Genomic DNA, 13,304 nt, shown 5'->3' with positions numbered 1-13,304 from the left:
ATTTATCTTATTGAGCATATAAAGTTTCCATTTTGTATCAGGCTCAACACGGCCTTTGTATTCGTAAAATTCAAAGCTGTCGTCATTGTTTCGCACCGTAAAATCTATGAGCCAGCTACCCTCGGCCTCTTTGAAAACAAAATTCTGCGATTCATATTCCCAATCTTTAATTTGATTGCATACTTTTAGTAATTGTAAATACTTCGCAAGTTTTATTTCGGCTTTTGCCCTGAAATTATAAGTCTTGCCGCCAACTTCTGCGGTTGTGGGGATATTGCCGTATTTCTTACAGATTCTTTTATCTATTTCAAATCCCATCATTACTTTTGCCATTTCTAAAACTTCCTTAAATCGATTTTAAGCCCTTAACTTTGCCTGACCTATACATCGGTATAGGCTAAAGCGGTTTAACTACCTTAAATCTCATCCAAGACGCATTGCTCGACCAAAAGCAGTATGCGTTCGCAGGTAATTTCTTTCTTTCCCGCCAAATCAGTGTCAATTCCCAGTAAATCACATAGTTTTTGTAATTGTTCTTTACTATTCATTTTTTCAACTCCGCTTGAAGTTCCTTTGCTTCTGTGAGTTCGGGACTGTCGCCGCCGAACATCTCAAGATTCGCATTCTGAAAATCCATTTGGGTTATCATCCAGTCGAGTGTTGCAACAATTTTTTGTTTTAAATTTTGCATAGACAATCTATCGCAGACGTTGCTGAGGTATTTGTTTCTTTCTCGGAGTTCCTGTATCTCCGCCGCCATTTGTGTAATATCGTGCCTTGTTGCCATATCAGGATTTATGCCTATTGCATTTACTCTTTCATTCCACGGCAATTCGTTGCGTTCGTTCATCAATTTTTCCTTTTCAAAAATGGCTCGTCCGTGAGCCGGTTAGTCAATCCGTTAAAGTTTTGCTCTTTTATCCGCACCGTCAATTTTTATAATTTTAAAGCCACTAAGCCTGCTCGCTATCCGGTCGTCAAAACTTGCCGCAAGATTTTCAACGCTTTTGTTTGTCGTGATAATTGTCGGTAAGCAATTCTCAATTCTGCTGTCAATCAAGGCCAATACAGTACGCAGGCTAAAATCGCTTTCAGAAACACCAATACTCTTGCTCGTTCCTAAATCTTCCAACACAAGTAAATCGCAAGTCAGAAGCGGCGATAAGATATTGAGTTCGCTTGCGTCTTTACCGCTGAATGTGCTGCGGAGTTTTAAGCAAAGCATTTCAAAAGATACTCGCTCTGTTGATGTTTTGCGTCTTTGGCAAATAAACCGGCGAAGCAAAGCACAGGCGACATAGCTCTTGCCAACGCCCGCTTTGCCCCAAAACAATAAGCCTTGCTCTGGCTTTTTTGTGTCAACATCAGCAATTAATTGCTTTGAGATATTGCGAATATGAGCAGACCGAAACAGCGGCGGAATATTTTTATTAAGTTCCCGCTTCCAGTAATTCGCCCTGGAATTTCTGTTAGACCTGAATGGTCGTTCCGAATTTGCTTTGCTGCTCGGCGTAGTTCCTGTCGGCTGTGGATTTGCCGCCCGCTTTTTCGCTATGTTTGCTAAAACTTCCTGAAACTTGTCCATTGTTTTTACCCTCAAATTTATAATTATTTTGCTTCCAGTTTGATAATTGGCTCGGCAGGTTTGTTATGGGAAGATTGTTCCCTTTGAGCCAGCCTTGTGAATTATAGTGATTAAAAAATACTTCTGCCTGTTCCGGTGTAAGCCCTACCAGTACCGCCGCGTCTTTACATTCAGTCAAGGTGAATTTTCCCGTTGCCGGTGTATGTGTATATATATTATTATTACTTATCTTTACTTTACTTAACTTAGTTATAGCTGAACTATTAGCTGTACTATTACCAGAGTATCGGGATGCCATTCCCTTAACTCCTTTATTTCTGGCGGTTTGCATACGTTTTTTTGCGGCTTTGTATTCTTCTGCCACTTTTTTATGTGTAAATCCTCGCTTGGTTTTTGAAAATTTCTTTTCAATTTTTTTCCAGATATTTTCAAAATCTTTCGAGTTACAAAGATGTTTTAATCCGGCCAAATCGAGATTGCATATCGCCGCGTTTTGGTATAGATAAAAAATTATGGTTACAAAACAGCCTCTTTCGGCATCAGTCATAACCTGAAAATCAGAGTCGCCGGTGAACTTGTAGGGTGTAAAACTGAAATGTTCTGGCTTATCTTTTTTCATTTATTCCTGTTCCTGTATATTTATTCCTATTTTTTCAAGCTCATTTTTCGCTGTTTCAACGTTGTCTTTATTTACAAACTTAAACTCAAAATCAGGCTTAGCTTTGCCTGTAAAAATCCGGCTGCCGTGTTCGGAAAATTCAATACTCACTGCTCGTCCGGTATATAAACGCCGTACAACTCTATAACTTCCTGCGTAGTCAATTCTGCAACGTCCTTAACCATTCTGATTGATTGCTCTCTTGACAGCCCGAACATTGACTCAAAGGTCTGTCTGGCTAACTCAATGTCTGTAATATCACTTTCAATCATTTTGCGGATTCCTTTTTAGTTTTTCGTTTCGCTGCGTCTGGCAGTTCTACCCAAGCAAATCTATTTTCTTCATCTTCGCCGTTGTCGCCCCATTCGTGGAGTTTATCAACGCTTCCAGTAATCAGGGTATTGAGTTTCTTCATTGACAAGGTGGTAATTGACGGAATAAATGTATAGGACGTGCCCTGTACGGTTACTATTTCCGGTTGAAATTCATCGGGCAGGACGGCTAATTTAAGGCGTGTTTCCCATACGTGTTCGCAATCGCCGGTATCTTTCGCCAAAGCGGGAAGCAATACGCCTTTCCACCAACGTATCTGCTGATAAGAAATTTCGGCAAATTCAGAGGCATCACTGATTTCGATTTTGAAGCGGTGGAAAGTTTCGCAAGCCTTATATATCGACTTCCATAAGGCTGTTGCTATACCCTGTATTGTTGTTCCGTAAAATGTTATTGAGCCGTCCGTTGGCATACTGAAAATCCTTCTTAAACTGTTATTGGCTTAATAAAAAATTTACTTTCAAAATCATTTATTGTTTGCTGTTTGTCGATATTTTCGGCTGATAAATGCAAAAGGTGTATTTCTCGACATTTTGATAAATCGCAAAAGTCGCTGATATATCGCATTGTTTGGCTCTTTTCTAAATGACTTGTGAGAAGTCTTTTTGCAAGCGATTCATCAATGGTTTTGTCGACTACTCGTTTTTCGAGAATGTCTTTTGAATAACTGCATTCCAACATTATGATTGAAAAAGGATATATGAAGCGTTGCAATAAAAAGGCCGTGTCGGTTGCGAAAAGTAAGTATTCTCCGGTCTGCCTTTCTCTAACTACAAATCCAAGGCAACCAGGGCAGTCGTGTTCTACGCTAAAGCATAGAATCTGAAAAGTATCCAGCCTTACAAGCGTTTTATCTTCAACAACTTTCGCTCTGCGGTCATTTAACAAGCCTTGTGATTCAAACGTTTCCTTGCTCGCATAGATGTCGATTCCTGCTTTCATAGCGTCCTTAATGCTTTTACTGTGGTCAAAGATGGCCGTGCGACACTATCGCTCCGGCCACCTCTTTCAGATTATAAGACAGTACCTTTTGTGTTTGTTTCCATTTCAAGCCAAGTTCAATCAGCAGTCTTCGCCCGTTGCTTGCTTTAATTTCATAAAAATTTGCATTACTACTGCTGGCGTGCTGAATTACCATCATATAGCCACCTTTGGTTTCTTACTGTATTTCCAGACAAACCCACCGGCCTGCTTTCTGGTTAATCCTGGTTTGTATTCATCTTGAGATGCGACCTGTAAAATGTTTCTGTAGCACACTCCCGTTGCTTTTTGAGCCTCTGCGGAATTGGTATGTTTTGCTATAAATTCCCCATCAAGAGTGAATTGCCATATTGGTTTAGGGCGAATAGATTGATTGTAATGATTTATTCCTGCGATAATGTTTGGATTTCTTTTTATTGCGTGCAGGACATTCTCCGATTTAGTAACCCATTCAAGATTTTCAACGTAATTATTTTGTTTGTTGCCGTCTATATGATTGACCTCATCCTTGTTTTTGGAATTAGGGATAAATGCTTCGGCTACAAGGCGGTGAAGGCGGGTACATCTTATTTTCCCGTTGCATTGTAGAACTACCGACAAATACCCGCCCTTGCCGTTTTTGTTTGATAGGATACGCCCTAACTTAATAAATTTAAAACTCTTTAACCTCCCCCTGTTTGAAATTTGATATGCACCCTCAAATCCTTTTATGTCTCGCCATAATTCTTTCATTTTGTTATCTCCAATAGAAAAGCCATCCAGAGTTGCGATGCAGTTTAGGCGCAAGCCCGAATTGCCTCTGGATAGCTTTAGAAGATTGTTTTTTACTGCATCGCATATCATCACTATAATCCCTTACTGGAGACTGTCAAGTCTATTTTTGTTCAAATTTCATAGGATTATTTAGTCGCTTTGTCTCGCAGGGTTGCTAATTCATCGCAAAAATACAGTAGTTTGCAAATAGGGTTGTGATACCACGCATTCGCAAGAGAGTTACCATATCGTTCTTCTTTAGACTTTGTATTATCTCCCCTTAGCGGATATTCGCCAGATTGCGAATCGTCGGGCTTATAAAATTCGTTGCAACCATAAACGCCCATATGGTATCTTATCATCATTTCTTCGGCAGGAGTTAATTCGATATACTGTTTGATGCGTTCAATGCTTAAAGTGGCGTGTCCCTTGGGGTGTTCCCTGTTTGTTTTATATCCGCCCTTGTCGTTGGGCAGGTATGCCCCTATTTTACAAACATCGTGAAGCAGGCAAGCGATACTGATACTGTTAGAATCGCACGATAAAGATTGCTGTCCCGGCGCAGATATTTCAGCGAGATTTATTTTCTCAAGAAAATCAACCATTATCACATAAACAGCAAGAGAGTGTTCTGCCAGTCCGCCCTCATAGCAACCGTGGAATCTTGAAGAAGCCGGAGCGACAAAAAAATCACTATCACGAAGATAATCTACTAATTTGGTAATACCCTGTCGTTGTGTTGAAAGTAATAACGACTCAATTTTTTCTTTTACTTGTGTATTCATAACTAATCCTTTCTTGTTATTGGTTTTCAAATCGCACGTTTCATAATCCTAATACTGTTTAACGTAAGTCGTTGCACCACAGTTTGGACATTTTTTAAGTTTCGGGGTTGCAAATTCAATGTCGCAGGCCGAACAATAATAGGCCATTTTTTGCGGCGGAGTGTCGTCCTGTGGCTCTTGTGGTTGCTTTGATTGCTCTGTATTCTCTGTGCCAGTGTTTTCCTCAAAGGCAGCGTCAATCGGCTTACTGCCGGCTGATTGGTCGATATGTTCGACTGCCGCCGCTTCTGCCTCGACAAAGGTTTCTTTTTCATCAATAGCTGCTCCGCGTGAGAAGTCCTCAAGGATTGACTTTGGCAGGAATTTTGCAAGTTGACGAATAGCAGTCTTTTTGCACATCGCCTCATAGTGATTTGCCCACGCCGGAGAATTAGGAGCTTTCGATATTTTTCTAAACTTCTCGACTTCATCGGCTCTTAAAACCGTTGTCTGTGAGCCGAGGCCGTCAATCTCTGCCGTCGCATAAACAGCAATCATTTTCCCTGTTGGCGGCGTATAACTAAATGGGTGTTCGACTGAAAACTGGCCGTCAATACGGCTGATTTTTACAGCGTCTTTTTCGCTCTCGTAAATACAGTGAGCCGATATTGCCTTGACTTTGCCGCTGCGATAGGCAAGCTCAATCAAGCCCATATAGCCTATTTGGAATTGTGCCTCTGTTGTATTGGCTTTATTGTTTCTGAACGGCACAAGATAAGCCAGTCCTCTTGTGTCGATGTCCAGGTCAAGGCTGGCGGCTATACTTGCGGCCTTAACAATACTGTTGACTGTACAGCCCTGTAATGTCGGATTCTGGCATATAGCCGTATAGGTCATTTTCGCAAACCGCTTTGCCATTTCCTCTGCCTGCTTACCCATAGCGTTTGGCAAATTGTCCTTAAAGAGGCTGATTGCACCTTGCGACATCAGGCCGCTCTTTATGGTTTCGAGTTGACTTTTCGGCTGTTCTGTTGTTTTCGCTAATTCGTTAGGCGTTGACATTTTCTAAAATTCCTTTCTTTGTTATAACTAATTTTTTAACGCCGACTTTGGCGTGAAGTTCTCGATTGAGAAATTTGTTTTTGCAAATTCCCCAAAATGTTCTCTTGCCGCATCGTCATAAGTTTTTGCAGCTTCAAGTTCTGTTTTGAAATTTCCAAGAAAAACCCCTTTCCCTGCTATCATAATACTTGCTCTCCATTTTTTGCTCCATTTATCCCAACACACACCTTTGTATTTGCTCGATGAACCCGCATTTGATAATTTATTCATAGCGTTTTGAGAAACAGAACACGTCCTTATATTGCTTCTTTGATTGTTTAGTCCATTGTCGTCTCTATGGTCAACCAGTTTTCTATCGCCCTTTTTTAAACCTAAAATTTCACGGTGCATAGAAAAACTAATAACGCCTTTTGGGTTCCAAATCGCACGAACAGCATAAAATTTATTTCTTATTTTACGGACGTGCCATTTGTGTTTTGATAGTTCGGCGTAATCAGCGTCGTCAACCAATGCAAATTTATTCTGTGTTAGTGGTATAGTTTTCATTTTGCCGATTCCAAAACCCTGTCCAGTTCAATAGTTAATTTTTTAAGACCTTTTACGGCTTTTAGTTGTATGGTTTGGCAAGTAGCTTCCATAGGCATCGTAAAACTCTCCGCCCTATCCACAAAAAGAGGTGCATTTATTTTATAGTGTTCTGCTAAAACATTAATAATGTCGATACCGATGAAGATTTGCTGCCCTGTTGATAACCCGCTGTAAGGTACGCCATTAAAAGTCGCTTCGCAGGCAGGCTCGATATTGCCATTAAGACACGTTTCGAACATTTTGAATTTGACGTGTTTGAACATTCCATTGACGGAATTTTCGATTAGCTCGGATTCCTTTTGCGTGTAATCGCCTATCATCGCAAGCAGTCGCTCGATGTCGGCAAGCTGTTGAGCCAGTTTCTTTTCTTGCTCGCCAAGTTCGATTATTCGGGCTTTTGCTTTCTTTGCGTTATCAGCGTCAGCAAGGGCTTTGTTGACCTCTGCAAGCTCGTTATTTAACAGTGTTCGGCGATTATCAAGAGCCTGTAACTGTTCGCTGACAGGCTCGCCGATTTCAGCTTCAATCTTTACGATTGAGCGGATAATATCTTCCCATATTTTATCATCTTCAAGTTTTGGTTTCGGGTTACCCTTAATCAGTTCGTCAATTTCGGCAAAACGCTTTGCTTTGACTGATTCGGCAGTAGTCAATGCGACCTGTGCTATTTGCAGTGCTGTATTTGACGCTGTAAGTTCTGCTGTAAGCGTTTCAACACTCTGCTGAATAAGGTCGATTGTTTTTTTGGCTTCGTTCCCGCGTCTCATTATACCATCAAGTTGCGATTGTTTGCGTGCCTCTGCCGCTGAAATAGCGTCCTGAATTTTCTTTTTCGCTGCGGCAAGTTTTTTTGCCGGTAATTTCTGTTCGCAAAATGGACAAGTATCAGATTCCGGTTCCGCTTTTACGCCCAAATCGGCGGCGGCAACGCGTTTCATTTCTTCAAGAATATCTGCTCTGTTCTGCGTAAATCTAACAAGCTCGCCCTGTCTGCCTGTTAAGACCGCCTGCTGAATTTTTGCCTTGCTTTCGGCAGAAGCGACGGCCTGTTTTTTATTTGCAACGTCTTTTTCAATCTCCGCTTTCTCATTAAGCAGGTTTGTAATCCCGCTCGTATCGTTCGCAAGTTCGCCCTCGCGTTTGATTCTTTTAGCCTGTAAGGTGTTCAGGGTATTTATTTTGGTCTGGCGTTCTTTTTCCTGTGCAAAAACATTCTGCCTCATACCGTCAATTTTTGCGATTTTGGCGGTAACATCGGTACGTTGTTTTTCGAGTATTGCAGTTACGCCTGAATACTCCTCGGCATAATTTCCTAATCCCCTTTGAATCTCGTCTATCCTACTTGGAATTTCGTCTCTGTCTTTTTTCAGGCGGGTTTGTTGATTTGCTAAAACTTTTTTATAATCTTCAATCGACCGGCCATTGAGCTTGCCAAGAAGTTCGTCAAAGCCTTTTGGCGTGCCGATTTCGCCCGCGATTTCAAGCAACAATGCTCTGCGTTTTGTCCAATGCAGATTATTGAAATATGTTAAATCGGTTAAGGCTTTGAAAGCATCTTCGCTGATTATCTCGGCGATATATTCGTTGTATTCGCCGACTTTTTTCGGCACTTCGTCAACATAGCAAAGCGTTTCAAAGCCGGTCATTTTGTCTTTGATGTATTTTTCGTGTTGCTCTTTGCGGAAAGTATGCGTTTCGCCATCAATACCCAAAACAGCTTCAACGGCCAACGTAAGACCGTTTATCGGCTGATTGTTTGCATTAAGCGGCCTAATCTCAAAGTCCTTGCGGCCTGTGCTGTCTTTACCAAACAGCAGAAACAAAAACGCATCATAGACAGTTGTCTTGCCTGTGCCATTCTGTGCGGTAATACAGGCGTTTTCGCCGTCCGGTGTGAACTTAAAAGCTTTAACCCCTTTGAAGTTTTCAATGTTGATACTGATTAACTCTATTCTCATTTTTTAGTCTCCGTGGTTAAATTTTTATTTTTATTCTTAAAGCATCCACCAAGTCGCACAACCGTCTCTTATTATCACATCATCACGTTTTACAAATCCGTTGTGCTTTAAATCAGCCATTCTCTTGTGTACTTGTTCTGGCTTTAATCTGCCGTCTAATAGTTTTTGAAGCTCTTTTACTGTTGAGCCGTTGTTTTGCCGTAAGCAGTTCAATATAATTTTGCAATGAACATTTGCTTTGCCAGACTTTATTATCGCCTTACCCGCTGCCTCTGATGTCGCGGGGTCTATCGTGCGATAGTTTTGCGAAAAGTCGATAACAATTTGGCCGGCACAATCAGGCATTTATCTTATTCCCGCTTTCAATTCTCTTTTGACTTCATAATTTTTATTACAGCTTCGGCATATTTGCGCGTTGCTTCTTTCTTGCAACCATTTAAACCGCCGTTATGGATTCTGGCCATATCAAACAGGCTCTTACCCTTGCCATAATGTTCCAAGTAAATCTTTGTCATTGTCCGGCTTTTGTAATAATCAAGACGGTCGGTATTTTTGAAAGCTTTCTCGCCCAAAATTCTATTGACATCTTTAACGTAGATTTCCCATATTTGAAAAGCACCTAAAGCCCTGCCGTTATCTCCAACAGCATTAGAATCGCCGTTGCTTTCTTTAATGGCAATCGCATCGAGTAGGTTCTCTATAGTATATTCCTCGTTCTTTGGCTTCATCGCTTCGCAATCCGGCACAATTCCGAAAATAATCGGCAAGATGAAAATAATTGTTTTTATGATTTTCATTTTCAGGTCTCCGTAAAATTTTATTATTGCATACAAAGGTCAGGATTTATCCGGTACAGCCTTTTGCCTCCGTGCCGATTAACAGCACACTAACCTTTGTAATTCCAAACATCTTTGATTTGCTTTTCTGCAAACCAGCCCGGCCTAAAGGGCAGTGCTTGAACTCGGCCTATTTAATTGTCAATTTACTACAATGGAGACGGCAGGATTCAAACCTGCGGAGGACAAGTTCCATCGGAGGCACTGGCCGCTGTCCGTTACGTCCCCGAATTGGCGGGCGGCCTTTAAAGCCACTCCCGCCGAAAAAGCCGTCTGACACAAGAAGGCATTATTTTCAGGGCGGCCACGACACGCCCTTTTGGAGGAGGAGAAGTTATTAAGATTTAAAGAGCAAAAAGCGGCGGGCTTGAGTGATATTCGATTTTCAGGATTGGTGAAAAGACTATCTCCCGCCGCTGTATTTTTTGGATTATTTTTTTGTCAAACATCACTCAAGTTTTCTTAATGATAATAATGTTTTCGGCCATTACAAGCGAAAAGTTTAAGAAATCTTATATTTTCTTAAAATTAGCACGATAGTTACATCATACTGACACAATCCTGCTATGAATGTTTCACGTGCCACAATATCAGCATATTGCTATAAACGCCCAAAAAGCCAGTATGTAAATGTCGATTTCCACGTTAAAGCATAACAAATGGTTTTTAATAGTCAAAACCACATAGGATTGAATTTGCCGCTTATAGGGCTATGTCTGGCCGGATAAGCGGAGAAGTCTTTAAATTGAGGCGGATAAGAAGCGGATAAGTGTCTGTGGCAACCGTCAAGGATTACTTGACAGCTCACATTATTAGACCATTGCAAAATCAATGGGCTAATCAAAGTACATTATATACATTATTTGTTTTGTCGGTAATGCTATTTTTCAAGTTCACAAAGCAGGCTTGACCTGTCGTATGGATACGCACAGGGGATAATATCTGGCAATTATTGTCCCCTGATTTTATGTTTTGTCGGGCAAATTGAGATAAGCATAGTGAGTAACTATGAAATGCGGAAAAGAATTTTTGAGTTCCCACGTCTTTGTGGTGTGGTTATAAATTGCCTTTTCGATGTCGTGTAGAGACCCGCCTTTGGGAGTCATATCGCAGACTAATACGATTACAGATAATTCCTCTTGCGTCCGTTCATCTTTTGCTACGATTTCCGGCAATCCATCCTTGACGCTAATCCAGTTTATGCCTGATTTAACATCGGCGGGTATAATCCGGTATTTCTTGCCACATTCATTACAAACAGGTTCTCCGACTATTTCAGGCTCGCCCAAACAGCCGCAACAACCATCATCGGGACACATAACCGTACTATTGACTATCGACCTATCGGCTCTTGTAGCAAGACGAAATACTGCGATAGCTTCGGCCTCGGAATTATGGTCTTGCGTTACAACTCCACATTTTTTACACATAACGCTATAAGTAATTTTTCCAGCCTTAAGCCTGCGGCAACTTGTTTCACCCCCGCACCCGCATTTCAGTTCTGTCTTTGTCATAAAATTACCTTTCTATTTGTCGCATTTTGGACACTTCCTTATTCTAACTGAAACTTTATGCCGACCGCAAATCGGGCAAGGGTGTGTTGGCTTTCGCTTGCGGCCATTCTTTTTGTACCAGTTCTTATAATACTTCTGTTGGGCTTTCTTCTGCGAGGGGGTCATTTATGATTATTTTCTAAAATAATTTTTTGTTTTTCAAGCAAGGGCTTATTTAGCTCATTGGCCTTTTCGATACAATTTGCACAAACGCTTGTACCCTTATAACAGCCATTAGGATACAATTCGGTAATCAAACTTCCAAAGGATTGTTCGTGTCCGCCAAAAGGCTTCCCGCAAATAGGGCAGGGTAGCCAAAAATAACCGTGCGTTTCGGCGTATGCCCTTTCCGCCCAGCGAGGCTGTTGTCTTTTGTCATTTGGACTATAGTGGTATTTGCTCAAAATGCCAAATGTGCTTATTGCTCCGACAATAATACCGAGACACAAACAAGTTAAATCCCTTGCTTTTGCCGTTTTCATATCTAATCTCCGATTAAATTTTCCTCACTATATATTGACAGAATGGCGATGTCAAGCAAAATCTTTTTTATTTAAAAAAACGATGAGCGGCCTACTGTGTTCAGCAAACCGCCCATCGCAGGAGGAGAGAAGAAATAATGTTATCTTAGCATAGGCTTAGGTTGACCGTTAAAGTTCTGCTGGTATCAAATTTTATTATCGCTTCATTTGCCATTATTCAACTCCTGTCATTTTTAATAAGTCAAGAGGTGTACCAACCAGTATAGTACCAGCATCACGTTTTGCTACTACTGCATCTACGTGAGCGGTAAATTGTGCCCACGAGAAATCTGTACCTCCTTCAAGTTGAGGGTGAAATAGCGAAATCAATGGAAATTTATAGGTTTCACATCTATCCAAAGCTGCCGCGGCAGAGGCACTTCCGGGATTATCAATTATATGCTTGGCATATATTTTGCTAAGGTCATAAGACCCAGGATAAAGATAGGTATCGGTAGAGTACTGCTCAAGTAATCGAATACTCTCCAATACACCCAAATCAAGTATCTGGTCATATTGATTAAGCCAATTACCACTTCCTCCAGGGGCAGCTCCTATTCGAGAGCCAGTTGCCATTCCCTTTGTTTGAAGCCAGTTAGCAGCCCAAGCATAATCCTGCAAAGCGGTATACATTGGGTCTCCCAAAACACTAAAGTACCTATGGTCAAAAGTGTGATTTGCAATTAAATGCCCAGCCATTTGCATCTCTTGTAATTCAGATATTGACAAATAATTTGTTGTGCCTACCAAACTGGGTACTACATAAAAAGTTCCTCTTATTCCTTTACTGGATAAATAGGCTGCATAGCGATAGTTACTCTTATGTCCATCGTCGAAAGTAAAGGAATAAAATCCTTTTGCCATTGAAGGTATAAACATAATTCGGTCTAAGATAAAAGTAGTTCCAGCAGTCCCGTCAACTCGAATCTTGCATCTTTGAAAAGATGATAACGCTGTGGCTAAATCTCCAGAAGTAGCTGTCAACGCATCTGTTAAAGTATAACTTACCTCGTGCCATCCAGCATACGAAAACAATGATGTTGGTCGAGCTATCCTCATTACTACATAATTGTTCCACGCAGAATCTCCAAAAGTAAATGAAATAGCCGTGGGTAATGTTTCTAATTTATATCGAATGACCAGTTGAGAACCTGTTATGTCAACTGGCGACGAAAATGTTTTATCTATGCTTGCGTAAGTATGCTCATCCGCTATTGTAAATGCAACTGATTGAGGTAACCCTGCTACGGTTATATTTGTACTACATAAAGATGTTGTTACTAATGAAGGACTGCAAAACGCTGCAGAGTCTTGCCAACCAGTCAAATTATCCGCTGTTTCTATAAATATTGGCTTAACATTTCTATATTTATAAACACTACCTTTAGTAGTATTTATTGGCAGAGTATCAATACCAGCAGTTACTGTCCAATTTCCACTAACCCAAACTGTATACGGTACAAGCTCTTTGACATTCACAAAATTTGTATCTATAGCCAAATTATCTTCATAAGTACCAGCAGTTAAAAGCAAATATCTTTGATTGGTCGCTGACAATACTCCCATCTGCGCATCTCTGCCAGACGATTTGAGCCAATCGTAGGCGGTTTGCAGAGAATCTGTGGGCTTAACAAATTTAGTGTTTGTTAAATTATACATACCAGTAGGCAGAAAAGTTCTTTCGCTAAACCCAACTGATACCATCGCCAAAA

Annotated in this window: 20 protein-coding genes; all 20 read right to left on the bottom strand. The window is 40.9% G+C overall.

Features of this window, described 5'->3' with window-relative positions; translation table 11 throughout:
• A partial coding sequence (locus WC356_03710) for a hypothetical protein (protein MFA5382247.1) occupies positions 1–333 on the bottom strand: 333 nt, incomplete at its 3' end.
• A gap of 83 nt (positions 334–416) precedes the next feature.
• Positions 417–548, bottom strand: coding sequence for a hypothetical protein (locus WC356_03705; protein MFA5382246.1), 132 nt, complete (start codon positions 546–548; stop codon positions 417–419).
• Entirely contained in the window at positions 545–850 is a 306-nt protein-coding gene (locus WC356_03700) for a hypothetical protein (protein ID MFA5382245.1), read from the bottom strand. Before WC356_03700 ends, WC356_03705 begins: the two co-directional genes overlap by 4 nt.
• Before the next feature lie 51 nt (positions 851–901).
• Positions 902–1,585, bottom strand: a complete 684-nt coding sequence (locus WC356_03695) for an ATP-binding protein (protein MFA5382244.1) — start codon at positions 1,583–1,585, stop codon at positions 902–904.
• Positions 1,470–2,204 (bottom strand): hypothetical protein, encoded by a 735-nt coding sequence (locus tag WC356_03690; protein ID MFA5382243.1) that lies wholly within the window; start codon positions 2,202–2,204, stop codon positions 1,470–1,472. Before WC356_03690 ends, WC356_03695 begins: the two co-directional genes overlap by 116 nt.
• Positions 2,205–2,354, bottom strand: a complete 150-nt coding sequence (locus WC356_03685) for a hypothetical protein (protein MFA5382242.1) — start codon at positions 2,352–2,354, stop codon at positions 2,205–2,207.
• A complete protein-coding gene (locus tag WC356_03680; protein MFA5382241.1) occupies positions 2,351–2,515 on the bottom strand; it encodes a hypothetical protein in 165 nt (54 codons plus the stop codon). The genes WC356_03685 and WC356_03680 overlap by 4 nt, the downstream gene beginning before the upstream one ends.
• Positions 2,512–2,988, bottom strand: coding sequence for a hypothetical protein (locus WC356_03675; GenBank protein ID MFA5382240.1), 477 nt, complete (start codon positions 2,986–2,988; stop codon positions 2,512–2,514). Before WC356_03675 ends, WC356_03680 begins: the two co-directional genes overlap by 4 nt.
• A gap of 14 nt (positions 2,989–3,002) precedes the next feature.
• Positions 3,003–3,518 carry a hypothetical protein gene (locus WC356_03670; GenBank protein ID MFA5382239.1) on the bottom strand — a complete coding sequence of 172 codons (516 nt, stop codon included), beginning with the start codon at positions 3,516–3,518 and terminating at the stop codon, positions 3,003–3,005.
• Between the two features lie 25 nt (positions 3,519–3,543).
• On the bottom strand, positions 3,544–3,717 hold the full coding sequence (locus WC356_03665) for a hypothetical protein (GenBank protein ID MFA5382238.1): 174 nt from the start codon (positions 3,715–3,717) through the stop codon (positions 3,544–3,546).
• A complete protein-coding gene (locus WC356_03660; protein ID MFA5382237.1) occupies positions 3,714–4,289 on the bottom strand; it encodes an NUMOD4 motif-containing HNH endonuclease in 576 nt (191 codons plus the stop codon). The genes WC356_03665 and WC356_03660 overlap by 4 nt, the downstream gene beginning before the upstream one ends.
• A gap of 167 nt (positions 4,290–4,456) precedes the next feature.
• Positions 4,457–5,095, bottom strand: coding sequence for an HD domain-containing protein (locus WC356_03655; protein MFA5382236.1), 639 nt, complete (start codon positions 5,093–5,095; stop codon positions 4,457–4,459).
• 48 nt (positions 5,096–5,143) lie between these two features.
• The gene (locus WC356_03650; protein MFA5382235.1) at positions 5,144–6,136 is read right to left on the bottom strand and encodes a recombinase RecT; all 993 of its coding nucleotides are present in this window, start codon (positions 6,134–6,136) and stop codon (positions 5,144–5,146) included.
• A 27-nt stretch (positions 6,137–6,163) separates the two neighbouring features.
• Entirely contained in the window at positions 6,164–6,682 is a 519-nt protein-coding gene (locus WC356_03645; protein ID MFA5382234.1) for an AP2 domain-containing protein, read from the bottom strand.
• On the bottom strand, positions 6,679–8,682 hold the full coding sequence (locus WC356_03640) for a hypothetical protein (protein ID MFA5382233.1): 2,004 nt from the start codon (positions 8,680–8,682) through the stop codon (positions 6,679–6,681). Before WC356_03640 ends, WC356_03645 begins: the two co-directional genes overlap by 4 nt.
• Positions 8,683–8,718: 36 nt before the next feature.
• Positions 8,719–9,027, bottom strand: coding sequence for a hypothetical protein (locus tag WC356_03635; protein MFA5382232.1), 309 nt, complete (start codon positions 9,025–9,027; stop codon positions 8,719–8,721).
• A 17-nt stretch (positions 9,028–9,044) separates the two neighbouring features.
• On the bottom strand, positions 9,045–9,479 hold the full coding sequence (locus tag WC356_03630) for a transglycosylase SLT domain-containing protein (protein ID MFA5382231.1): 435 nt from the start codon (positions 9,477–9,479) through the stop codon (positions 9,045–9,047).
• 1,004 nt (positions 9,480–10,483) lie between these two features.
• Complete coding sequence (locus WC356_03625) at positions 10,484–11,032, bottom strand: hypothetical protein (protein MFA5382230.1); 549 nt, start codon at positions 11,030–11,032, stop codon at positions 10,484–10,486.
• A 161-nt stretch (positions 11,033–11,193) separates the two neighbouring features.
• Positions 11,194–11,553 (bottom strand): hypothetical protein, encoded by a 360-nt coding sequence (locus WC356_03620; protein ID MFA5382229.1) that lies wholly within the window; start codon positions 11,551–11,553, stop codon positions 11,194–11,196.
• 213 nt (positions 11,554–11,766) lie between these two features.
• A complete protein-coding gene (locus WC356_03615; GenBank protein ID MFA5382228.1) occupies positions 11,767–13,296 on the bottom strand; it encodes a polysaccharide deacetylase family protein in 1,530 nt (509 codons plus the stop codon).
• Positions 13,297–13,304 lie beyond the last annotated feature (8 nt).

Source organism: Candidatus Micrarchaeia archaeon, assembly GCA_041653315.1.
GTDB lineage: Archaea > Micrarchaeota > Micrarchaeia > Anstonellales > JAHKLY01 > JAHKLY01.
Note: the sequence above shows the minus strand (reverse complement) of the source record. Positions and strands in the feature narration are given on the sequence as shown.